At 66.4% G+C, this 21,858-nt stretch carries 19 protein-coding genes; 5 read left to right on the forward strand and 14 right to left on the reverse strand.

Annotation, left to right across the window (positions count from 1 at the left end; all coding sequences use genetic code 11):
- Positions 1-29 precede the first annotated feature (29 nt).
- From AADI75_RS03915 to AADI75_RS03925, 3 genes are all read right to left on the reverse strand, one after another.
- On the reverse strand, positions 30-1,337 hold the full coding sequence (locus tag AADI75_RS03915; RefSeq protein ID WP_341207790.1) for a HAMP domain-containing sensor histidine kinase: 1,308 nt from the start codon (positions 1,335-1,337) through the stop codon (positions 30-32).
- Positions 1,338-1,395: 58 nt separating this feature from the next.
- Complete coding sequence (locus AADI75_RS03920; protein WP_341207740.1) at positions 1,396-2,061, reverse strand: response regulator transcription factor; 666 nt, start codon at positions 2,059-2,061, stop codon at positions 1,396-1,398.
- 98 nt (positions 2,062-2,159) lie between these two features.
- Entirely contained in the window at positions 2,160-2,453 is a 294-nt protein-coding gene (locus AADI75_RS03925; RefSeq protein ID WP_341207741.1) for a hypothetical protein, read from the reverse strand.
- Between the two features lie 115 nt (positions 2,454-2,568).
- Between AADI75_RS03925 and AADI75_RS03930 the strand changes: the two genes are divergently transcribed.
- Positions 2,569-4,350: an ATP-binding cassette domain-containing protein gene (locus AADI75_RS03930; protein ID WP_341207742.1), complete on the forward strand. Its 1,782-nt coding sequence runs from the start codon at positions 2,569-2,571 to the stop codon at positions 4,348-4,350.
- Between the two features lie 69 nt (positions 4,351-4,419).
- Positions 4,420-5,871: a methyl-accepting chemotaxis protein gene (locus AADI75_RS03935; RefSeq protein WP_341207743.1), complete on the forward strand. Its 1,452-nt coding sequence runs from the start codon at positions 4,420-4,422 to the stop codon at positions 5,869-5,871.
- A gap of 209 nt (positions 5,872-6,080) precedes the next feature.
- Here AADI75_RS03935 and AADI75_RS03940 read toward each other — a convergent pair whose 3' ends face one another.
- Complete coding sequence (locus tag AADI75_RS03940) at positions 6,081-6,893, reverse strand: DUF815 domain-containing protein (RefSeq protein ID WP_341207744.1); 813 nt, start codon at positions 6,891-6,893, stop codon at positions 6,081-6,083.
- 141 nt (positions 6,894-7,034) lie between these two features.
- Here AADI75_RS03940 and AADI75_RS03945 point away from each other — a divergent pair, with 141 nt between their 5' ends.
- Positions 7,035-8,063 carry a mannose-1-phosphate guanylyltransferase/mannose-6-phosphate isomerase gene (locus tag AADI75_RS03945; RefSeq protein WP_341207791.1) on the forward strand — a complete coding sequence of 343 codons (1,029 nt, stop codon included), beginning with the start codon at positions 7,035-7,037 and terminating at the stop codon, positions 8,061-8,063.
- Positions 8,064-8,114: 51 nt separating this feature from the next.
- Here the strand turns inward: AADI75_RS03945 and AADI75_RS03950 are convergent, their stop codons facing one another.
- The 5 genes from AADI75_RS03950 to AADI75_RS03970 form a co-directional block, all read right to left on the reverse strand.
- On the reverse strand, positions 8,115-8,594 hold the full coding sequence (locus AADI75_RS03950) for a DUF3429 domain-containing protein (RefSeq protein ID WP_341207745.1): 480 nt from the start codon (positions 8,592-8,594) through the stop codon (positions 8,115-8,117).
- Positions 8,594-9,154 carry a Uma2 family endonuclease gene (locus AADI75_RS03955; RefSeq protein WP_341207746.1) on the reverse strand — a complete coding sequence of 187 codons (561 nt, stop codon included), beginning with the start codon at positions 9,152-9,154 and terminating at the stop codon, positions 8,594-8,596. Before AADI75_RS03955 ends, AADI75_RS03950 begins: the two co-directional genes overlap by 1 nt.
- A gap of 157 nt (positions 9,155-9,311) precedes the next feature.
- On the reverse strand, positions 9,312-10,955 hold the full coding sequence (groL, locus tag AADI75_RS03960; protein ID WP_341207747.1) for a chaperonin GroEL: 1,644 nt from the start codon (positions 10,953-10,955) through the stop codon (positions 9,312-9,314).
- A 52-nt stretch (positions 10,956-11,007) separates the two neighbouring features.
- Positions 11,008-11,295, reverse strand: coding sequence for a co-chaperone GroES (groES, locus tag AADI75_RS03965; RefSeq protein WP_028966046.1), 288 nt, complete (start codon positions 11,293-11,295; stop codon positions 11,008-11,010).
- A gap of 146 nt (positions 11,296-11,441) precedes the next feature.
- Positions 11,442-12,845 carry an MATE family efflux transporter gene (locus tag AADI75_RS03970; protein WP_341207748.1) on the reverse strand — a complete coding sequence of 468 codons (1,404 nt, stop codon included), beginning with the start codon at positions 12,843-12,845 and terminating at the stop codon, positions 11,442-11,444.
- A gap of 485 nt (positions 12,846-13,330) precedes the next feature.
- Here AADI75_RS03970 and sppA point away from each other — a divergent pair, with 485 nt between their 5' ends.
- Together sppA and AADI75_RS03980 are read left to right on the forward strand one after the other, a co-directional pair.
- Positions 13,331-15,202, forward strand: coding sequence for a signal peptide peptidase SppA (sppA, locus tag AADI75_RS03975; RefSeq protein ID WP_341207749.1), 1,872 nt, complete (start codon positions 13,331-13,333; stop codon positions 15,200-15,202).
- The gene (locus AADI75_RS03980; RefSeq protein ID WP_341207750.1) at positions 15,202-15,765 is read left to right on the forward strand and encodes an N-acetyltransferase family protein; all 564 of its coding nucleotides are present in this window, start codon (positions 15,202-15,204) and stop codon (positions 15,763-15,765) included. The genes sppA and AADI75_RS03980 overlap by 1 nt, the downstream gene beginning before the upstream one ends.
- A gap of 54 nt (positions 15,766-15,819) precedes the next feature.
- On the opposite strand, the gene egtD is transcribed toward AADI75_RS03980, so the two are convergent.
- The 5 genes from egtD to secA all read right to left on the reverse strand — a co-directional run bounded on the left by egtD (position 15,820) and on the right by secA (position 21,793).
- Positions 15,820-16,809 (reverse strand): L-histidine N(alpha)-methyltransferase, encoded by a 990-nt coding sequence (gene egtD, locus AADI75_RS03985; protein WP_341207751.1) that lies wholly within the window; start codon positions 16,807-16,809, stop codon positions 15,820-15,822.
- 4 nt (positions 16,810-16,813) lie between these two features.
- Positions 16,814-18,073 carry an ergothioneine biosynthesis protein EgtB gene (gene egtB, locus AADI75_RS03990; protein ID WP_341207752.1) on the reverse strand — a complete coding sequence of 420 codons (1,260 nt, stop codon included), beginning with the start codon at positions 18,071-18,073 and terminating at the stop codon, positions 16,814-16,816.
- A gap of 54 nt (positions 18,074-18,127) precedes the next feature.
- The gene (locus tag AADI75_RS03995) at positions 18,128-18,685 is read right to left on the reverse strand and encodes a cob(I)yrinic acid a,c-diamide adenosyltransferase (RefSeq protein ID WP_341207753.1); all 558 of its coding nucleotides are present in this window, start codon (positions 18,683-18,685) and stop codon (positions 18,128-18,130) included.
- Entirely contained in the window at positions 18,685-18,912 is a 228-nt protein-coding gene (locus tag AADI75_RS04000) for a twin transmembrane helix small protein (protein ID WP_341207754.1), read from the reverse strand. Before AADI75_RS04000 ends, AADI75_RS03995 begins: the two co-directional genes overlap by 1 nt.
- A gap of 145 nt (positions 18,913-19,057) precedes the next feature.
- Positions 19,058-21,793 carry a preprotein translocase subunit SecA gene (gene secA / locus AADI75_RS04005; RefSeq protein WP_341207755.1) on the reverse strand — a complete coding sequence of 912 codons (2,736 nt, stop codon included), beginning with the start codon at positions 21,791-21,793 and terminating at the stop codon, positions 19,058-19,060.
- Between the last annotated feature and the right edge of the window lie 65 nt (positions 21,794-21,858).

A 21,858-nucleotide genomic window follows, 5' to 3' on the forward strand; every position in this document is an offset into this window, starting at 1 on the left:
CGTAGCGGTCCCAGACCTTCGCCGGAAAATCACCCCGCCATCGGCAGCCGCAACCGCACCAGCAACCCGCCGAGATCCTCGCTCTCCTCCAGCGTCACCGTCCCGTCGTAGATTTCCGCGACGTCGCGCACGATCGCGAGACCCAGCCCGGTGCCCGGCTTGCCGGTATCCAGCCGCACCCCGCGGTCGAAGATGCGGAGGCGATCCGCCTCCGGGATGCCCATTCCGTCATCCTCGACCAGGATCTCGACGAACCCGGCCTGCGCCCCGACCGTCACAAACACGCTGCCGCCGCCGTATTTCGCGGCGTTCTCGACCAGATTGCCCATGATCTCGTCCAAGTCCTGCCGCTCGATATGCGCGACGAGGTCCTTCGGCCCGGTCATGTCGATCCGCACGTGCGGATAGAGCCGCTGCACCGCGCGCTCGACCGACTCGACGCTCGGCCACACCTGCGCGCGGCTGTGCGCCGACCCGCGCCGTCCCACCGCCCGCGCGCGCGCCAGATGGTGGTCGACCTGCCGCCGCATCGTCCGCGCCTCGCGGATCACGGTGTCGGCGAGGTCGTCGGACTGCGCGGTCGCGGCGTTCATGATGACGGTCAGCGGTGTCTTGAGCGCGTGCGCCAGATTGCCGGCATGGCGCCGCGCCTCCTCGGCCTGCGTCTCGTTGTGCGCGACCAACGCGTTCAGCTCCTCGACCATCGGCAACAGCTCCAGCGGCATCGCCCCGTCGATCCGGTTCGAGCGTCCGGCGCGCATCTTGGCGATCTCCAGTCGCAGCCGCCGCAGCGGCAACAGCCCATAAAAGGTCTGGAGCGTCGCCAGGATCGCCAATCCGAGCCCTAACAGCACGAAACTGCGCACCAGCGTGCGCCGGAGGACGGTAATTTGGGCGTCGAGCGCGTCCCCGCGGCTCGCGACCTGGAACCGCCAGCGCACATTCGATCCCGGCAGCGTCACGTCGCGCTCCACAACCCGCAGCTTCTCGTCCGGAAACTGGGTGCTGTCGTAGATCCGAACGCCACGGTCGTTGTGCGGCTTCCCATACGCCAACTCGCGATCCCACAACGACCGCGACGGGAAGGTCTCGTGCCCCGGCGCGGACACCTGCCAGTAAAGCCCTGAATATGGCTCCAAAAAGCTCTGGTCGGCGGGCTGTCGGTTGAACCTCACCTCCCCGATCGGATCGATTTCCGCGGACGCCAGCAACGATCGCAACACATATTGCAGCTGATCGTCGGCATTGGCCGTCACCGCCCCGACCAGCACGCGGTCGAGCGCAAACCCGCCGCCGACCAGCAGCGCCGAAATCCACACAAATGCGATCAGAATCATCCGCCGCGAAAGCGACCCGCTCGCCCGCGGCTTGCTGGGCTCGCCCTCGGTCACGGCGTCAGGCGTCCGGATCTTCCAGGCTGTAGCCGAGCCCGCGGATCGTGGTGATCACGTCCTGGCCCAGCTTCTTGCGGATGCGTGTGACGAATACCTCGATTGTGTTTGAATCCCGGTCGAAATCCTGATCGTAGATATGTTCGATCAACTCGGTGCGGCTCACCACCTTGCCCTTGTGATGAAGCAGGTAGCTGAGCAGCTTGTACTCCTGCGCGGTCAGCTTCACAGGTTCCCCGGCGCGCGTCACCTTGCCCGAACGCGTGTCGAGCCGCACGTCGCCCGCGATCAGCTCCGACGAGGCATTGCCCGAAGCGCGGCGGATCAGCGCACGCAGTCGCGCGATCAGTTCCTCGGTCTGGAACGGCTTGGCGACATAATCGTCGGCGCCCGCATCGAGTCCGGCGACCTTGTCGGACCAGCTGTCGCGCGCGGTCAGCACCAGCACCGGCGTGACCTTGCCCTCCTTTCGCCAGCGATCGAGCACAGTCAGCCCGCCGATCTCGGGCAGGCCAAGGTCGAGCACGATCGCGTCATAGCTCTCGGTCGACCCGAGAAAATGCCCCTCCTCGCCATCCGTCGCCAGATCGATGGCATAGCCCGCGCCTTCCAGCGTTGATTTCAGCTGTTGCCCCAGATTGGGCTCATCTTCGACGATCAGCACGCGCATCGGTGGTGGGGCTCCCTAGAATTCTTGATGTCTGCCCGGCGGGCTAGCACGAAAGCCGGCCGGTATGGAAATGCGGCTTTCACCGCGCTGAACGTGACCTAGCGCCCGGTCCGCCCAAGCACCTGCCCAGTACGTCCGTCGACATCGACCCAGATCACCGCACCGTCGCGCAGGAACTTGAGCGTGTAGATCCCACTCGGCATCTCGAGGTCGAAGCCGATATATTGTGCGTTGCGCATCGTCGGCACCACGCGTCGCTCGATCTCCGGCAGCGGCAACAACTTGCCCTGTCGCCGGGCCTGCAACGCCACCGCCCCGTCGCGCGCCTGATCGGGCAACGGGGCCGATAGCGCCGGCGCGGCCAGCCCGCAAAGAAGGAGCGAAAAAAGCATTCTCACCGGTGCTGGCATAGGCAAAGCGGCTTGAACAGCCTGTGAATGAGGAAAGCGGCGCATGTGTCCTCCGCGCAACTTGCCCCTTGGCTTGCGGTTCCCTAGGTCGCTGGACATGGCCGCACCAATATTGTCGTACGAAGACCTCGGGCTCGTTCAGGGGGCCGGATGGCTGTTTCGTCATCTGAACCTGTATGTCGGCGAGCGCGACCGACTGGCGCTGATCGGACGGAACGGTGCGGGCAAGTCGACGCTGCTCAAGCTGATCGCTGGCGTCATCGATGCCGACGAGGGCCGGCGGACGATCGTGCCGGGCACCAAGGTGGTGATGCTGGAGCAGGATCCCGACGTCAGCGGCTTTGCGACGCTGCGCGACTATGCGTTGGCCGGCAACGACGCCCCCGAACATTATCAAGCCGATGCGATCGCCGACCAGCTCGGCATCGACCTGTCGCGCGAGGCGTCCTCGGCGTCGGGCGGCGAGCGCCGCCGCGCCGCGATCGTCCGCGCGCTGGCGATGGACCCCGACGTGCTGCTGCTCGACGAGCCGACCAACCATCTCGACATCGCAGCGATCGAATGGCTCGAGGACTGGCTGAAGCGGTTTACCGGTGCGTTCGTCGTCATCAGCCACGACCGGACCTTCCTGACCAGACTGACTAGGCAGACGCTGTGGCTCGACCGCGGCGAGTTGCGCCGCGCCGAGGTCGGCTTCGGCGGCTTCGATGCCTGGACCGAACAGGTCTATGCCGAGGAGGAGCGCAACGCGCAGCGGCTCGACGCCAAGCTGAAGATCGAGGAGCATTGGCTGCAACGCGGCGTCACCGGGCGTCGTCGCCGCAATCAGGGCCGTTTATCAAAGCTCAAGGAGATGCGCGCCGAACGCGCCGCGATGATGGGGCCGCAGGGCGCCGCTGCGCTGCAGATGGCGAGCGACGACAACAAGACCAAGGTCGTGATCGACGTTGACCATGTCTCGAAGAGCTTCGGCGACCGCCCGATCATCCGCGACCTCAACCTGCGCGTCGCGCGCGGCGATCGGATCGGCGTGGTCGGGCGCAACGGCGCGGGCAAGACGACCTTGCTCAAGCTGCTGACCGGCGAACTAGAACCCGACATCGGCACCGTGAAGCGCGCGAAGACGCTCGACGGCATCTTCATCGATCAGCAGCGCAGCCTGATGGCGCCGCAGAAAACGGTGCGCGAGGTGCTGGCGGACGGCGGCGAGTGGATCGACGTGCTCGGCTCGCGCAAGCACATCCACGGCTATCTCAAGGAGTTCCTGTTCGATCCGTCGCTGACCGAGGCGAAAGTTGGCACCTTGTCGGGCGGCGAGCGCTCGCGTCTGTTGCTCGCGCGCGAGTTCGCTCGCGAGTCCAACCTGTTGATCCTCGACGAACCGACCAATGACCTCGATCTCGAGACGCTCGATCTGTTGCAGGAGGTGATCGCCGACTACGGCGGCACCGTGCTGATCGTCAGCCACGACCGCGACTTCTTGGACCGCACCGTCACGATCACGCTCGGGCTTGACGGGAGCGGCCATGTCGATGTCGTTGCGGGCGGTTACGAGGATTGGGAGCGACAGCGGCGTCCGCGCACCGAAGCGACGAAGAAGGCCACCCCGAAAACCGTCGCCCCATCTGCACCCGCTGCTCCGACACGGGTCAAGCTGAGCTACAAGGACCAGCGCGACTATGACCTGCTGCCCAAAAAGATCGAAGAGCTAGATGCGCGGATCGCCGCGGACGAGGCGGCGATGGCCGATCCGGCGCTGTATGCCCGCGATCCTGCCGCATTTGATCGCCTTAGCCGCAGCGTGGCCGCTCTTCGCGACGAAAAGGATGTCGCCGAAATGCGCTGGCTTGAACTGGCTGAAATTGTAGAAAATGCATAGAAATCAAAGGGCCGAGCTTACGCGGCCTTAACCGTTTCCCATTATTGCTTACGGCACGGAGGATGTGCTGTGAGCGGATCGGAACCCATCGACTTTGAACAACGGCTGGCCGCATTCGGTTATGACGAAGGCAGCTACGCGACGTTTCCCGCGGTGCGGCGCGCAATCGAACGCCACGCCCCCACCGCGCTGATTGCACTCTACAAGCACATCGCCAGCACGCCGGCGATCAGCCGGATGTTCCAGTCGCAGGCGCGAATGGATCATGCCCGCGACAAGCAGCTCGAACATTGGCGGAAGCTTTTTTCGGGACCGATCGACCGGAGTTACGCCGCAGCCGCGTCGCATATCGGCCAGATCCACGCGCGCATCGGTCTTGCGCCGACCTGGTACATCAGCGGCTATGCGCGGATGCTGGAGCACGTGCTGCCCAAGGTCATGCTCGGCCGGCTACTCTGGCCGTTCGGTACGCGCCGCCGTGCGCGTGCGGCGACCGCGCTGGTGAAGGCGTCGCTGATCGACATGGATATTGCGCTGGCCGCCTATTTCGAGGCCGAGCAGGCCGGACGCCGCGCGGTGATCGAGCGGTGCGGGCAGGTGTTCGACCGGATGGCGCAGGGCGACCTGACCGAGACGCTGGACGGCCTTCCATCCGAGTATCAGGCGCTCGCCGACAGTTTCGAAGCGATGCGCTCGCAAATGTCGACGACGCTCGGTGTCGTCACTCGCTCCAGCCAGCAAATCCGCACGGGTTCGGGGGACATCCGTCAGGCCTCCGACGATCTGTCGCAGCGCACCGAACAGCAAGCCGCCTCGCTCGAAGAAACCGCGGCGGCGATGGACGAGATCACCTCCACCGTCCGCCAGACCGCCGAGGGCGCGAGCCAAGCCAACCGCATCGTCGGTGAGGCGCGTGGCGAGGCCGAGGAATCGGGCCAGATCGTCCGCCGCGCGGTGGAGGCGATGGGCGGAATCGAACGCTCGTCGGCGGAGATCAGCGAGATCATCACCGTCATCGACGGCATCTCGTTCCAGACCAACCTTCTCGCGCTCAACGCCGGCGTCGAGGCGGCGCGCGCCGGCGAGGCCGGCAAGGGCTTCGCGGTCGTCGCCTCCGAGGTCCGTGCACTGGCGCAGCGCTCGGCGGACGCGGCCAAGGACGTCAAGACGCGCATCCTCGCCTCCTCCGAGCAGGTCGGCGTGGGCGTCGATCTGGTCAACGAAGCGGGCCAGGCGCTCCAGCGTATCATCGGCCGTATCGGCGAGATCAGCGACCTCGTCTCGCGCATCGCCGCCTCGGCCAGCCAGCAGTCAGTCGGGCTCGGCCAGGTGAACACCGCGGTGTCGGAGATGGACAACGTCACGCAGCGCAACGCCGCAATGGTCGAACAAGCCACCGCCGCGGCGCGCAACCTTGCCGCCGAAGCCGAAACCCTGTCCCGCGAAGTCGCCCGCTTCCGCCTGGGCGAAATCGATGGCAACCCGGTCCACCGGATGCAGCAGCGACTGGCGGCGGCCTGAACCCGGTCGTCTTCCTTCCGGTGACGGCGACCCGGACCCGCGAGCGGTCATCCGGGTCGCCTCAATTTCAAAGTCCGCTGCTGTGGTCACCCGCGACGGTTCGCCATTCGTCCGCAACTTCCACGAAAAGCGATTGCTCCAAAAATCCCGCCCGGTGCTTCCCTGCCGCGCAATAGCCACAGGGGAGATTTGTCGGATCGCCGAATGTCCTATTCCAGTCGCTTGCCCCCGCGCCCGGCCAGCTCAACGACATATTGCCACGCGACGCGCCCCGATCGGCTCCCCCGCCGCGTGGCCCATTGCACCGCGTCCGCTGCATCGAACGGCAAATCGTAACGCTCGGCATAACCGCGCACGATCGCCAGGTAGCCGTCCTGATCAACAACGTGGAAGCCGAGGCTCAATCCAAAGCGATCCGCCAGCGCCATCTGGTCGTCTACAGAATCGCGCGGGTTGATCGCGCTTTCCTGTTCCTTGCTGTCGCGCGTCACCAGATGACGGCGGTTCGAGGTGACGATCAGCCGCGCGTTCGCCGGGCGTGCCTCCGCCCCGCCCTCCAGCAGCGAGCGCAACACCCGTGCCTCCGCTGCCGCATCGAAGCCGATATCGTCGAGAAAGATCGCAAATGCACGCGGCTGATCCGCCACCGCGTCGAACAGCCGCGGCAGCGTCTCCAACCGATCCGCTGCGACCTCGACCAGAGCGAGCGCACCGCCGGCGGCCTGCACGGCGCCGACCGCCGCCTTCACCAGCGCCGACTTGCCCGTGCCGCGCGCACCCCACAGCAATGCGTCCTGCGCCGGCAGCCGCTCTGCCAGTCGCGTGAGATTGGCGAGCAACGCCGCTTTCTGCGCCTCCGTGTCCTGCAGCAACCCCAGCGGCAATGGCGCAAACGCGCGCGCGGCCACCAGCGCGCCGTCACGCCAGACATAGGCGGAATGCGCCAGCGGATCGGCGCTGGTGGGCGGCGGCGGAGCGAGCCGCTCCAGCGCGGCGGCGATCCGATCTAGGGCGTCAGTCATGGCGCCATCGGCTAATCGGGTCGTCACGTTGCCGCAACGCAATATCGTCCATAAGGAAACCTTGCACGATCAGGCGTGTTAAGGCGTCGGGGGCCAGGTTTTGCTCCCGAGGGGGAACAGGAGCAGCAATTGACCGAAATCGTGCCGGTGATCCTTTCAGGCGGATCAGGTACTCGCTTGTGGCCGATGTCGCGGCCGGAAAAGCCCAAGCAGATGCTCGCACTCACCGCGAGCGAGACGATGTTGCAATTGACCGCGGCGCGCGCGCATGGCGACGCCTTTGCCGCGCCGATCGTCGTCGCCAATGCGGCGCATGCCGATGCGGTCGAGGAACAGCTTGGCGCGATCGGCACCCTGCCCAGCGCGCTGATCCTCGAGCCAGCCGGCCGCAACACCGCACCTGCAATCGCGCTCGCCGCGCTCAGCGCCGGGGCGGATCAGGCGATGCTGGTTATGCCATCCGATCACGTCATCGCCGATCGCGAGGCATTCCACGCCGCGATCCACGCCGCGTTGCCGCTCGTCGAGCAAGGCTGGCTCGTCACCTTCGGGATCACCCCCGATGCACCCGAGACGGGATACGGCTATATCAAGGTCGGCGAGGAGATCGCCGCCGGTGTTCACCGCGTGGCGCGCTTCGTGGAAAAGCCGAAGCGCGATGTCGCCGAGGCAATGATCGCATCGGGCGACCACGCCTGGAACGGCGGTATCTTCCTGTTCCGTGCCGACGCCTATCTGGCGGCGCTTGAGGAATTCGCCCCCGAGATCTTAGGATCGGTGCGCAAGGCATGCGCCGGTGCGCGGCGCGAGGGTGCGCGCGTCTACCCGGATGCCGACGCCTTCGCGGCGTCGCCATCGGACTCGATCGACTATGCGGTCATGGAAAAGGCCGATCGGGTCGCGGTCGTCCCGGTCGCGATGGGGTGGAGCGATGTCGGCAGCTGGGATGCCCTTCACGCGATCAGCGAGACCGACGCGCGCGGCAACGTCGTCAACGGCGAAGTCATCATGCTAGACAGCAGCAACTGCCTCGCGCGCAGTGACGGCGTGCGGATCGCGATGGTCGGGGTTGAGGATCTGATCGTTGTCGCCAGCGGCAACGACATATTGATCTTGCCGCGCGGCCGCAGCCAGGACGTCAAGCTGTTGCTGGAAGCGATGAAAGGCTGAACCTTTGCGTCGCCGCGGAGCCGATCCGCGGCGACGCCACAGGACCGCGCCTTAATCCAGCATCACCCAGGCCCAGCACAACGCCAGCCCCGCGCATCCCAGCAACAATTGCGGCGGTCGAAGCCGGGCAAAATGCGCCGGCGCATTCCCCGCCAGCGCCGCGCGTCGGTCGAGCAGCGCCGCGAGCGCATAGCCTGCCGCGAGCAGCGCCAGCGCGGTGCTGACGAACGGCACCACCAACGCCAGCCCGGCGATCGTGACATAGCCGACCGCCGCGACGATCTCGACCGGCGTCGAGGCGTGCGGTGTCGCGAACCCGAACCCGCGCCGCACGCCACCGATGAACGACAGGATCAACGCGCCCCAGATGATCGCCAGCCGCACCGCGATCAGCCCCCATCCGGGCGTGAGCACCCACGCTCCGGCGCCTGCGGCAACGAGCGGGAGCATTGGGCCGTAGCCGAATACGATGCTGTCGAGTGGGATGCGGGCGCGCTGCTTCATAAGCACCGAACGCGCGGACCGCCACATCAGTCGCGCGCGAAGATTTCCTCGTGCGGGAGCGTGAGGTTCAACGCGGGGAGGACGATGTCCCGCCGCTCGGGCAAGCTGTCGAACCACCCGCGTTCGGACCGCTCGCTGACAATCACCAGCTCGGCGTCCGGATCGACGAACACGATCGCCTGCAGGCTCGCCAGCGCCTGATATTCGGCCTTCTTCAATCCGAGATCGATCGTCCGCGTCGAAGGCGACAAGACCTCGAAGACGATGCGCGGCGCGGAGAGGTAACGGTCGCTCCCCAAGTCTCCCGGACCACCGCAATCGACGGTGACGTCGGGGTAGCGCACCGCGGCGTCATGGGTGAGGATCGCAATGTCCGACCCATAAGGCCGGCAGCCGGAGCCGCGCAGCCGTCCGCCGAGCGCAACGAGGATATTGGCCTGCACGCGCGCATGATCGCGCAACCCGCCCGTCATCATCCGGATGGTGCCATTATCGAGTTCGGCCTTGAGGTCCGGCCCAAAATCGATCTGGAGGAATTCCGCTGCGGTCAGCAGGCGCGGTTCACCGAGGCTGAGCAGCGGGGCCATGCGCGCGAATATAGCGCGCGGCCGCACGCAAACAAAGGGCCGGCGGATCGCTCCGCCGGCCCTTCGCTTCGGGCGATTGGCGACGGCATCGGGTCCGCCGAGCCGCCGGCCGTTCCGATGTCGTGTCGGGTGCAGCGATCGCTGCACCCGTCCGACATCAGAAGTCCATGCCGCCCATGCCGCCCATGCCGCCGCCGGCGGGCATGGCCGGGGCCTTGTCCTCGGGCAGTTCCGAGACGGTCGCCTCGGTGGTGATGAGCAGACCTGCCACCGACGCTGCGTTCTGGAGCGCGGTACGCACGACCTTGGTCGGATCGATCACACCGGCCTGGACGAGGTTCTCGTACGTGTCGGTCGCGGCGTTGAAGCCCATCGACGTGTCATTGCCGTCGAGCAACTTGCCCGACACCACCGCACCGTCATGACCGGCGTTCTGCGCGATCTGGCGGACCAGCGAGGTCAGCGACTTGCGGACGATGTCGACGCCGCGCGTCTGGTCGTCGTTCTCGCCGGTCAGACCGTCGAGCGCCTTCGACGCGTACAGCAGCGCGGTGCCGCCGCCCGGGACGATGCCTTCCTCGACCGCGGCGCGGGTCGCGTGCAGCGCGTCGTCGACGCGATCCTTGCGCTCCTTCACCTCGACCTCGGTCGACCCGCCGACCTTGATGACCGCGACGCCGCCCGCGAGCTTCGCCAGACGCTCCTGGAGCTTCTCGCGGTCGTAGTCGGAGGTGGTCACCTCGATCTGCTGGCGGATCGCCTCGGTGCGGCCCTTGATCGACTCCGCATCACCCGCGCCGTCGACGATGGTGGTGTTGTCCTTGTCGATCGTCACGCGCTTGGCGGTGCCGAGCATGCCGAGCGTGACGCTCTCGAGCTTGATGCCCAGGTCCTCGCTGACGACTTCGCCCTTGGTCAGGATCGCAATGTCTTCCAGCATCGCCTTGCGACGATCACCGAAGCCCGGCGCCTTGACCGCAGCGACCTTCAGCCCGCCGCGCAGCTTGTTGACGACGAGCGTGGCGAGCGCCTCACCCTCGATGTCCTCGGCGATGATCAACAACGGACGGCCCGACTGCACCACCGCCTCGAGGATCGGCAGCATCGCCTGCAGCGACGACAGCTTCTTCTCGTGGATCAGGATGTACGGGTCGTTGAGCTCGACCTGCATCTTCTCGGGGTTGGTGATGAAGTACGGCGACAGATAGCCGCGGTCGAACTGCATGCCCTCGACGACGTCCAGCTCGAACTCGAGACCCTTGGCCTCCTCGACGGTGATGACGCCTTCCTTGCCGACCTTCTCCATCGCTTCCGCGATCTTCTCGCCGACCTCACGGTCGCCGTTGGCGGAGATGATGCCGACCTGCGCGACTTCCTGCGAGCCCGAGACAGGCTTGGAGCGCGCCTGGATGTCGGCGACGACCTTGGTCACCGCCAGGTCGATGCCGCGCTTCAGATCCATCGGGTTCATGCCGGCCGCGACCGACTTCATGCCCTCGCGGACGATCGCCTGCGCCAGCACGGTGGCGGTGGTGGTGCCGTCACCCGCGATGTCGTTGGTCTTCGAGGCCACTTCGCGCACCATCTGCGCGCCCATGTTCTCGAACTTGTCCTTGAGCTCGATTTCCTTGGCGACCGACACACCGTCCTTGGTGATGCGGGGCGCGCCGAAGCTCTTGTCGATCACGACGTTGCGGCCCTTCGGCCCCAGCGTGACCTTCACCGCATCGGCGAGGATGTCGACGCCGCGCAGGATGCGCTCGCGCGCGTCGCGACCGAATTTCACGTCCTTGGCTGCCATGTGGCTACCCTTTCAGATGACGAATGTTGAGAAAGTTGAGACGATCGAACGCTCAGGCGATGATGCCGAGGATGTCCGATTCCTTCATGATGAGCAGGTCTTCACCGTCGACCTTGACCTCGGTGCCCGACCACTTGCCGAACAGGATGCGATCACCGGCCTTGACGTCGAGCGGAGCGACCTCGCCCTTGTCGTTCTTGGCGCCGGCACCGGCGGCGACAACCTCGCCCTCCTGCGGCTTTTCCTTGGCGGTGTCGGGGATGATGATCCCGCCGGCCGTCTTCTCTTCCGCCTCGACGCGGCGGACGAGAACACGGTCGTGCAACGGACGAAAGTTCATTGCTCTTTACCCTTCTAAGGTATGTGACACTTCTTTGGCACTCGACCCAGCCGAGTGCCAGCGGTTCGCATATGTGGGTGGTGCCCGCCGGGGTCAACGCCCGCGCACAAAATTTTCGGGAACCGCGCGTCAACCCGTGCGTGCGGTCAGGCGGTGCGTGGCGTCAGGTGCAGCCGCTCGCGCGCGCTCCACCGTCGGATCAGCAGCGCGGAGACGACGCCGAGCCCAACCGCGAGCCCCCACCAGATCCCCGCCGCGCCCCAACCGATTCCGAAGCCGAGCAGCAGCGCGGTACCGAACCCCGCGCCCCAATAGCCGGCGATCTGGATCAGCATCGGCACGCGTGTATCCTGCACACCGCGCAACACCCCCGCCGCGACTGCCTGCGCGCCATCGACGAGCTGAAAGATTGCCGCAATCCCCAGCAGCGCGATCGCCAGCGAGGCCACCGCGCCCTCACGCGCCGGATCGACATAGAGCCGCACCAGCCAGTGCGGCACCGTCCAGAACACCATCGCGCTCAGCGCCATCACCGCGATCCCGGTCACGATCGCGACATTGCCGGCGCGCGCCACCCACGCGCGGTCGCCCGCGCCGAATGCGAAGCCGACGCGGATCGTCGCCGCCTGCGCCAGCCCGAACGGGATCTGGAAGGCGATCGCGGCTATGTTGAGCGCCACCGCATGCGCGTCGATCGCCGCGACCGAGATCAGCCCCATGAGTAAGCCCGCGCCGCCGAACAGCCCACCCTCGGCCATCCAGCCAAGCGCGATCGGTGCGCCGAGCCGTGCGATCTCCGCCATCCGCGACCATTCGGCGCGCCACCATTTGCCGAGCAGCCGAAAGCGGCGCAGCCGGCGATCGGTCAGCAGGATCACGACATAAGCCGCGCAGGTCGCGGTCGAGACGATGACGCTCGACAGCGCCGATCCCTCCAGCCCCAGCGCCGGAAAGCCGGCATTGCCGAACACCAGACACCAATTGGCGAGCACCGCGACACCCAGCGCCAGCGCGGTCACCATCAACGCCCAGCCCGGCCGCCCCAGGGCCGCCGCGGTCAACCGGATCAGCGCCGCGAACACCGCCGGCAGCACCGCCAGCGACAGGATGCGGCAGAACGATCCGGCGCGTGCCGCGACCGCCGGGTCCTGCCCGGCGAGCCGCAGCAACGGCGCGGCGCAGTTGAGCACCGCGATCACGACGAGCGAGCCGAACACCGCGAGCCACATCGCCATCCGGAACGAGCGCCGCACCTGCCGCACCGCGCCGACGCGCCGCCCGAGCGCGGCGGCGATCAACGGCTCGGCCGCGCCGACCATCCCGATCAACCCGAAGGCGAGGATATGAAAGAAGAACACCCCCAGTGTCGCAGCGGCAAACTCGACCGGCCCCAGCCGCGCGACGAACACGACATCGACCGCGAACACCGCCATCTGGAGCAGGTTCGCCCCGATCAACGGCCCCGCCAGTGCGGCGAGCGCCCGCAACTCCGCCGCCCACGTCGGCGGTGGCGCCTGCGTCAGCGGCGCAAAGGTAGCGGGCGCGTTCATGGCAGGCCCCTAGCCGAGCCCGTCCGTCATTGCGAGCGCAGCGAAGCAATCCCGAGCGTCCGGGCTGTGGCCGCGGATCGCTTCGCTCCACTCGCAATGACGAGAATGCCCCCTCGGTCATCCCTGCATCGGCGGGTATGCAGCCGTACAGGGCGGCACCACCCTCACCGCAGGGCGACGCCACCCTCACCGTTCGTGCTGAGCTTGTCGAAGCACGGGTTCCGCAACACCCCCTTCGACAAGCTCAGGGCGAACGGTGCGTACCGGTCAAACCGCTACGCTGTCCCACCGTCATCCCCGCGCAGGCGGGGATCGAGACGCGCAGGTCTTGCGGATAGAAGCGCAATCGGCGGAGGTTCTGGATTCCTGCCTTCGCGGGAATGACGGCCTCGGTTCGAGCCGACACCATTTACCCTCAAAGCGTATTGCCCCGGTCATACACGCCGCGCTACGATCGCCGCCATACAACGAAGGTGGCAGGAACGATGAAGCTGGTACGCGGCGCCTGGAAGCTGCTGGTCGGGATCAAGGACGCGCTGGTGCTCGTCGCGATGCTGCTGTTCTTCGCGGCGATCTTCGCCGCGCTCAACGCGCGCCAGCGCCCCGCCGCGATCGGCGACGGCGCGCTGGTGCTCAAATTCGATGGCCCGATCGTCGAACAGCCCGAGGAAGTCCCGCTCACCGCACTGCTCAGCGGGCAGCAGGTCGGCAAGCAATATCGTCTGCGCGATGTGCTGCGCGCAATCGACGCCGCACGCACCGACGATCGCGTCAAGGCGATCGTCCTCGACCTCGATCGCTTCGGCGGCGCCTATCCGGCGGTGCTCGGTGAGGTTCAGGCCGCGCTGCTCCGTGCGCGCACCGCGGGCAAGCCGGTGCTCGCCTATGCCACCGCCTATACCGACGGCGGCTATCGCCTCGCCTCGGCGGCGAGCGAGATCTGGATGGACCCGCTCGGCGGCACCTTCTTCGCCGGGCCGGGCGGCAACCAGTTGTTCTACAAGGGGCTGATCGACAAGCTCGGCGTCAATGCGCACGTCTATCGCGTCGGCAAGTTCAAGTCGGCGGTCGAGCCCTATACCCGCACCGACCAGAGCCCGGAGGCGCGCGAGGCTTCGCAAGCGCTTTACGGCACGCTGTTCGATCAATGGCGCGAGGCGGTCTCGACCGCGCGTCCCAAGGCGCAGCTCGCGCCGTGGCTGACCAACCCCGCGCAGCTTGTCGCGCAGGTGCAGGGCGACGTGTCGCGCGCCAATGTCGCCACCGGGCTGGTCGACAAGCTCGGCGACCGCGTCGCGTTCGGCCGCCGCGTCGCCCAGCTTGCCGGCGGGGACGACAAGAAGGTCGCGGGCTGGTTCAGGACGATCAATTATACCGCCTATGTCGCCGCGAACCCATTGCCGAAGAAGGGCAAGGTCGGCGTGCTGACGATCGCGGGCGAGATCGTCGACGGCGAGTCCGGCCCCGGCAAGGCGGCGGGCGATACCGTGTCGAAATTGCTCTACGACGGGCTGGCTGAGAACGACCTGAAGGCGCTGGTCGTGCGCGTCGACTCACCGGGCGGCTCGGTGCTGGCGTCCGAGAAGATCCGGCTTGCTATCCTGGAGGCCAAGCGCCGCGGGCTGCCGGTGGTCGTCTCGATGGGCGGGCTTGCCGCGTCGGGCGGGTACTGGGTGTCGACGCCGGCCGACGTGATCTTCGCCGAGCCCGGCACGATCACCGGCTCGATCGGCATCTTCGGGATTATCCCGACCTTCGAGAACACGCTCAAGAAGATCGGTTTGTCGACCGACGGCGTGAAGACCACCCCGCTGTCGGGCCAGCCCGACGTGCTCGGCGGTACCACCCCCGAGCTGGACCGGATCGTCCAGGCCGGAATCGAGCACGGCTATCTCCAGTTCCTCACCCGCGTATCGCAATCGCGCAAGCTGCCGATCGCGCGCGTCAACGAGATCGGTCAGGGCCGGGTGTGGGTCGGCGGGATCGCGCAGCAGCTGAAACTGGTCGATCGCTTCGGCGGGCTCGACGATGCGGTGGCGGAGGCGGCGAAGCGCGCGAAGCTCGACGATGCGCGCCCGGTCTGGCTGGAGAAGAAGCCCGGTTTCGCGGCACAGATCGCGCAGCAGGTCGCCAGCCAGGAAGACGATGACGACGCCACCGCCCCCGCCGACGCGCTGTCGCGGCTGACGTGGCAGCGCCAGCAGGCGTTCGCGTCCGCGCTCGGCGATGCGAAGCGGATGCTCGGCGGCGCGGCGGTGCGCGCGCAATGCCTCGAATGCGTCGGGCTCGGCCCGATCGCGGCACGCGCTGAAGATCGCAACCTGTGGCAGCTGGTCGTCGCGCGGATCGGCCTGTGATGACGCAGGGTCCGATCACGATCCGCGCTGCGACCGGCGACGACGCCGCCGCGATCGCCGCAATCTACGCGCCGTTCGTGCTGTCGGGCACCTTCTCGTTCGAGAACGAGGCGCCCGACGCAGCGGCGATGCGCGAGCGCGTCGCGGCGTCGGCCGGCTATTATCCCTGGCTGGTCGCCACCACCGGCGACGCGGTGCTGGCCTATGCCTATGCGACGCAGTTCAGGGATCGTCCGGCGTATCGCTACGTGGTAGAGACGTCGATCTACGTCGGCGGTGCAACACACGGGCAAGGCGTCGGGCGGCTGCTCTACGAGGCATTGGTCGACACGTTACGCGCGCAGGGATTCACTCAGGCGATCGGCGTCATTACGCTCCCCAACGACGCCTCGATCACGCTGCACGAAGCGGTCGGCTTCCGCCGCGCGGGGGTGTATCGCGAGGTCGGCTACAAACAGGGACGTTGGATCGACGTCGGCTTCTGGCAATGCGAGCTGAACGATTCCGCGATCCCGCCGGTCGAACCGAAATCGTTCAGCGTCACCGGCGTGCGCCGCGACTGAGTCACTGTCGCCCTTGCGCAAGCAGGGGGCGAAGGGATCATGTTGACGGCGGAGTTAAGGCGCCGGCCGCTCCGCCTGCGCCTCGGCGAGGATCACCGCGAACTTGCCCTCGGCATCGGTCCATTCGCGAACCGGCGTCCAACCGCCCGCACGCAGCAGGATGCGGGCGTCGCGCGCACCGTATTTGTGGCTGTTCTCGGTATGGATCGACTCGCCCGCCGCCATCGTGAAATCGCGCCCCTCGACCGTGAACTCCACATCGCGCGTCGCGACCAGATGCATCTCAATCCGCGCGCGATCGTCGTTCCAGCGCGCCTCATGCGCGAAGGCATCGACCGGCACCGTTCCGTCCAGCTCGCGATTGATCCGCTCCAGCAGGTTGCGGTTGAACGCCGCGGTCACGCCCTGCGCATCGTCATAGGCGGGCACCAGCATCGCCGGGTCCTTGATCCGGTCCATCCCGATCAGCAGCATCGCACCCCCGTTGCTATCGGCGCCCAACGATGCCCGCATCGCACGCAACAGGTCGACCGCCGCTAGCGGGATCAGGTTCCCGATCGTCGACCCGGGGAAGAACCCCAGCTTCGGCGCGTTCGCGATCGTGTGCGGCAAGGTCAGCGGACGCGTGAAATCAGCCTCGAACGGGAGCACCAGCAGTTCAGGGAAGGCGTCCGATAATTCGCGCGCCGATTGCCGCAGGAAGTCGCCAGAAATGTCGATCGGCACATAGGACGAAGGATTTACGCAGCGTAGCACGATCGGCGTCTTGGTCGACGACCCCGACCCGAATTCGACCACCGCACGCCCCTCGCCGACGATCCCGCGCAATTCGGGGCACAAACCCTCCAGCAGTGCGGTTTCAGTCCGCGTCGGATAATATTCCGGCAAGTCAGTGATCTGCTCGAACAATTCCGACCCGCGATGATCGTAGAACCAGCGCGCCGGGATCGCGCGGGGCCGCCGCGCCAATCCGGCCAGCACGTCGGCGCGGAACTGCGGGTCGGCTAGCGTCACCTGCCCGTCTTCAGCCTCGGGTTTCAGCATCGTGTCAGAGGTCCTTTGCCAGCCGCACGCCGGTGAATTGCCAGCGCTGATGCGGATAGAAGAAGTTGCGATAGCAGGCGCGCGCATGGCCGCGCGGGGTCGCGCAACTCCCGCCACGCAGCACGAACTGCCCGTTCATGAACTTGCCGTTATATTCGCCGACTGCCCCAGCGACCGGATGGAAGCCGGGATAGGGGCGATAGGCCGAGCCGGTCCATTCCCACACATCGCCGAAAAACGCCGGCCCGCCCTCGGCCGGTCGCGGCTCGATCGCGCCTGCACCGTCGAGCTGGTTGCCGGCGCTTGCATCATGCGCGGCAGCCGCGGCCTCCCACTCAAATTCGGTCGGCAGCCGCGCGCCTGCCCAGGCCGCATAGGCATCCGCCTCGTAGAAACTGACATGCGTCACCGGCGCGGCCGGATCGACCGCGCGCCGTCCGTCGAGCCCGAAGCGTGTCCAAGCGCCCTCGCGATGCTCCCAGTACAGCGGCGCGCCGATCCGTTCGCGCTGCACCCACGCCCAGCCGTCCGACAGCCACAGCCGCGCATCGCGATAGCCGCCGTCGGCGATGAAGGCCGCCCATTCGCCGTTGGTAACGGTACGGTCGGCGATCGCATGCGCGTGGAGCAAGGCGCGGTGCCGCGGCCCCTCGCAATCGAAGGCAAAGCCCGAGCCGTTATGCCCGACCTCGACGATGCGTTCGGCGCTCTCTATCCACCCGACCGGTCCCGGCATCGCGACCGGCACCTTGCGCTCGGGCGACCAGATGGCGGGTTCCAGCGGGTTCTCGGAAAAAAGGTGCAGGATGTCGGTGACCAGCAACTCCTGATGCTGCTCCTCGTGATGGCATCCAAGCGCCACCAATTCCAGCGCTGCCGCCGGCAGCTCGGCGAACGCCGCCAGCAACGCCGCATCGACCGCGCGCCGATACGCCAGCACCTCGTCCAGCGTCGGCCTCGTGATCATCCCGCGCCGCCCGCGCGCATGGCGACGCCCTTCGGCCTCGTAATAACTATTGAACAGGAACGGGAACCGCGCGTCGTGCAGCACGTAGCCGGGCACATGATCGCGTAATACAAAGGTTTCGAAAAACCACGTCGTATGCGCCAGATGCCACTTCGCCGGGGAGGCGTCGTCCATCGACTGAACCGTGGCATCGGCATCGGACAGCGGGGCGACCAGCGCCTCGCTCAACCCTCGTACTTGCGCAAAGCGCTGCGTCAGCGGGTCGGTCCCGGCGTAGAGCCGGGGGAGCGCTTCCATGATCGTCCTCCTGCAGCCACCCGGGAGATCGGGCGCGCACGGGACTGCCCTATGTTATCGGTTTGCCCCTGCTACCCACAGAACGTCGCCACCTGCGTTAAGGTTCACCGATCTGCAGGTAACGAAAAGAAAATCCGACAGGCGGTTCAGATAGATCAGCGCCTGTGGATTGGCGTGCGGGGCGAGCGCGATGGCCGACCGCTCGGCGCGCCGCACGATCGCGCGCGCCAGATGCAGCGACGCCGCCGCGCCGCCGGGCAGCACGAAGCTGGTCAGCGGCGGAACGTTCGCGTTGAGCGCATCGATCTCAGCCTCCAGCCGCGCGACTTGCGCGGGGACGATCCGCAGCGTCATCTCTCCGGGTTCGTAATCGTCGCCCGGCGTGGCGAGATCGGCGCCAAGATCGAACAGGTCGTTCTGAACGCGGGTGAGTTGCTCGACCAGCGCGGAGTCGCCCAGCGCCGCAATCGCCACCCCGATGGCGCTGTTCGCCTCGTCGACATCGCCGATCGCCTGCATGCGCGCATCGGTCTTCGCGACGCGGCTGCCATCCGACAGCCCGGTCGTGCCCTCATCGCCGGTTCGCGTGTAGATGCGGTTGAGCCGGACCATCAGTTACGTCCGGCGGCCACGAAGATCACCACCACAATCAGGATCGCCAAAGTCTGATAGAAGATGCGCATCTGCATCATCCGGTTGGATTTTAGCTGCGCCGCGGTCGGCCCTTCCCCGCGCGCCTCGGCCGAGGCGCTCTGGAGAAAGGAAACGATGCCGCGCACCAGCGCGACCACCGTGGCGATCATCGCCGCGACCAGCAGGATGACGAGAAACGTATTCATGAAGCGAAGCTAAGACGCGGAAGCGCAAACGGCAATGGCTGTCAGAGGCTCCGCCCTCCACGGCGGAGATAGCGGATCGGACGTAAGGACCGTCATCCCGCGTCGAGCCCGGGATGACGGCGGACTGGTGGGTAACCGGTCGCGCTTACGCCGCGCCGTGGCAGTGCTTGTACTTGCGCCCCGACCCGCACGGGCACGGTGCATTGCGGCTGACCACCCCTTCCCAGCTCGCCGGATCGTCACCGAGATCGGCGGCGGTCGGCTGCGGGATCTGGAGCGGCGGGATCGTCGTCGTCACCAGCCCGCGCGTGCCGGCATCGATATCGTTCGAATTGTCCTCGCCGGTGAACGGGTCGAAGTGCGTGGTGATGAAGTCGGGCAGGTCAGGCAGCGGCGGCGGGGCCTGCATCTGGAACTGCGCGAACGCGATCGTGCGCGTCACATCCTCGCGGATCGCGTCGAGCATTCGCTGGAAGAGGTTGAAGGCCTCCTGCTTATACTCGTTGATCGGCGTCTTCTGCGCATAGGCGCGCAGGTGGACGACCTGGCGCAGCGCGTCGAGCATCGCGAGATGCTCCTTCCAGTGATGGTCGAGGTTCTGGAGCAGGATCGACTTTTCCACCTGCGTCCAGGTCGCGGTGTCCAGCTCCGCAGCCTTGGCCTCCACCATCGCATCGGCTTCGGCCAGCACGCGTTCGGTGACGATCTCGGGGTCGAGTGCGTCCTCGTTCAGCCAGTCGTCGATCGGCGGCGCGATGTTCAGGACCTCCGCCAGCCGCGTCTTCATTCCCTCCACGTCCCATTGCTCGGGATAGGAATTGGGTGGGCACGCCTCGCCGACGATTGCGTTAACCGTTTCGGCGCGCATGTCGGTCACCACGTCGCCGACCGTATCGGCATCCATGATGTCGGCGCGCTGCTCGTAGATCACCTTGCGCTGATCGTTCATCACGTCGTCATATTCGACGACCTGCTTGCGGATGTCGTAGTTGCGCGCCTCGACCTTCTTCTGCGCGGTCTCGATCGCCTTGGTCAGCCACTTGCTGCCGATCGCCTCGCCATCGTTGATGTTGTTGCGCATCATCTTGGCGAACAACGTGTCCGGGCCGAAGATACGCAGCAGATCGTCGTCGAGCGACAGATAGAAGCGGCTGAGCCCCGGATCGCCCTGACGGCCCGACCGTCCGCGCAGCTGGTTGTCGATACGACGGCTTTCATGCCGCTCGGTCGCGAGCACGAACAGCCCGCCGGCCTCCAGCACCTTCTGCTTCTCGGCGGCGATCTCGGCGCGGATCTGCTCGATCGCCGCATCGCGTTCCGGCCCCTCGGGCATACCGGCCAGTTCGTCCTCGACACGCATTTCGAGGTTGCCGCCCAGCTGGATGTCAGTGCCGCGGCCCGCCATGTTGGTGGCGATCGTCACCGCACCCAGCCGCCCGGCCTGCGCGACGATGTGCGCCTCGCGCTCGTGATAGCGTGCGTTGAGCACCGAGTGATCGACGCCCTCCTGCCGCAGAAACTCGCTCAGCAGCTCGGACTTTTCGATCGAGACCGTGCCGACCAGCACCGGCTGTCCGGTCTCGGCATGTTCGCGGATCTTCTTGGCGATCGCGCGGAACTTGTCCTGGGTGTCCTTGTAGAACTCATCTTCCTCGTCGACGCGGTGCACCGGCTTGTTCGTCGGGATCGTGACGACGTTCATCTTGTAGATGTCGTAGAATTCGGCCGCCTCGGTCGCGGCGGTGCCGGTCATCCCCGCCAGCTTCGGGTACATGCGGAAGTAGTTCTGGAAGGTGATCGAGGCCATCGTCTGGTTCTCGGGCTCGATCTGAACGCCTTCCTTCGCCTCGACCGCCTGATGAAGCCCGTCGGACCAGCGGCGGCCATCCATCATGCGCCCGGTGAATTCGTCGATGATGACGACCTTGCCGTCTTTGACGATATAATCGGTGTCGCGCTTGAACATCGCGTTCGCCCGCAGCGCCTGATTGAGATGGTGGACGACCTGCGTATTCTCAAAGTCGTACAGGTTTGCGCCTTCCAGCAGGCCGGCCGCTTCCAGCAACCGCTCGGCACGCTCGGTCCCGTCCTCGGTCAGGACGATCGACTTCTGCTTCTCGTCCTTCTCGTAATCCTCTTCGGTCAGCTGCTTCACGATCGCGTCGACGCCGATATACAGCTCGGACTTGTCATCGGTCGGGCCGGAGATGATCAGCGGCGTGCGCGCCTCGTCGATCAGCACCGAATCGACTTCATCGACGATGGCCATCGAGAAGGCGCGCTGCACCATCTGGCTGCGCTCGTACTTCATATTGTCGCGCAGGTAATCGAAGCCGAATTCATTGTTCGTGCCGTAGGTGATGTCGGCCGCGTAGGCGTTGCGGCGCTCCTCGTCCGACAGGTTCGGCACGATCACGCCGGTGGTCAGCCCGAGGAAGCGATAGACGCGCCCCATCCAGTCGGCATCGCGGCTGGCGAGATAATCGTTGACGGTGATGACGTGCACGCCCTCGCCCGGCAACGCGTTGAGATAGGTGGCGAGCGTGGCGACCAGCGTCTTGCCCTCGCCGGTACGCATCTCGGCGATCTCGCCGCGATGAAGCACGATGCCGCCGATCATCTGCACGTCATAGTGACGCTGCCCCAACACGCGCTTCGCCACCTCGCGGACGGTGGCGAACGCCTCGGGCAGCAGCTGGTCGAGCGTTTCGCCATTCGCCAGCCGCTCCCGGAACACCACCGTCTGATGCGACAGCGTGGCATCGTCCATCGCCTGCAACGCCGGCTCGTAGGAGGCGATCTTGGCGAGGATCGGGTTGAGCGACTTGACGTAACGGTCGTTGGACGAACCGAAGAGCGACTTGGCAATACCGCCGAACATGGGCGTGATCCTGTATCTGGAAGCGGCGCGGCGGTGCCGATGTCGAGCGACCGCGCGGGAAGAAG

Origin of the sequence: uncultured Sphingomonas sp. (assembly GCF_964021865.1) — a bacterium.
GTDB lineage: Bacteria > Pseudomonadota > Alphaproteobacteria > Sphingomonadales > Sphingomonadaceae > Sphingomonas.

Excerpts from the sequence above, each read along its gene's own strand:
- AADI75_RS03920 (WP_341207740.1), bottom strand. The coding sequence starts at position 2,061 with ATGCGCGTGCTGATCGTCGAAGATGAGCCCAATCTGGGGCAACAGCTG.
- AADI75_RS03940 (WP_341207744.1), bottom strand. The coding sequence starts at position 6,893 with ATGACTGACGCCCTAGATCGGATCGCCGCCGCGCTGGAGCGGCTCGCT.
- groL (WP_341207747.1), bottom strand. The coding sequence starts at position 10,955 with ATGGCAGCCAAGGACGTGAAATTCGGTCGCGACGCGCGCGAGCGCATC.
- secA (WP_341207755.1), bottom strand. The coding sequence starts at position 21,793 with ATGTTCGGCGGTATTGCCAAGTCGCTCTTCGGTTCGTCCAACGACCGT.
- groES (WP_028966046.1), bottom strand. The coding sequence starts at position 11,295 with ATGAACTTTCGTCCGTTGCACGACCGTGTTCTCGTCCGCCGCGTCGAG.
- AADI75_RS03970 (WP_341207748.1), bottom strand. The coding sequence starts at position 12,845 with ATGAACGCGCCCGCTACCTTTGCGCCGCTGACGCAGGCGCCACCGCCG.
- sppA (WP_341207749.1), top strand. The coding sequence starts at position 13,331 with ATGAAGCTGGTACGCGGCGCCTGGAAGCTGCTGGTCGGGATCAAGGAC.
- AADI75_RS04000 (WP_341207754.1), bottom strand. The coding sequence starts at position 18,912 with ATGAATACGTTTCTCGTCATCCTGCTGGTCGCGGCGATGATCGCCACG.
- AADI75_RS03930 (WP_341207742.1), top strand. The coding sequence starts at position 2,569 with ATGGCCGCACCAATATTGTCGTACGAAGACCTCGGGCTCGTTCAGGGG.
- AADI75_RS03950 (WP_341207745.1), bottom strand. The coding sequence starts at position 8,594 with ATGTGGCGGTCCGCGCGTTCGGTGCTTATGAAGCAGCGCGCCCGCATC.
- AADI75_RS03995 (WP_341207753.1), bottom strand. The coding sequence starts at position 18,685 with ATGGTCCGGCTCAACCGCATCTACACGCGAACCGGCGATGAGGGCACG.
- AADI75_RS03925 (WP_341207741.1), bottom strand. The coding sequence starts at position 2,453 with ATGCTTTTTTCGCTCCTTCTTTGCGGGCTGGCCGCGCCGGCGCTATCG.
- egtD (WP_341207751.1), bottom strand. The coding sequence starts at position 16,809 with ATGCTGAAACCCGAGGCTGAAGACGGGCAGGTGACGCTAGCCGACCCG.
- AADI75_RS03980 (WP_341207750.1), top strand. The coding sequence starts at position 15,202 with ATGACGCAGGGTCCGATCACGATCCGCGCTGCGACCGGCGACGACGCC.
- AADI75_RS03955 (WP_341207746.1), bottom strand. The coding sequence starts at position 9,154 with ATGGCCCCGCTGCTCAGCCTCGGTGAACCGCGCCTGCTGACCGCAGCG.
- AADI75_RS03915 (WP_341207790.1), bottom strand. The coding sequence starts at position 1,337 with ATGATTCTGATCGCATTTGTGTGGATTTCGGCGCTGCTGGTCGGCGGC.
- egtB (WP_341207752.1), bottom strand. The coding sequence starts at position 18,073 with ATGGAAGCGCTCCCCCGGCTCTACGCCGGGACCGACCCGCTGACGCAG.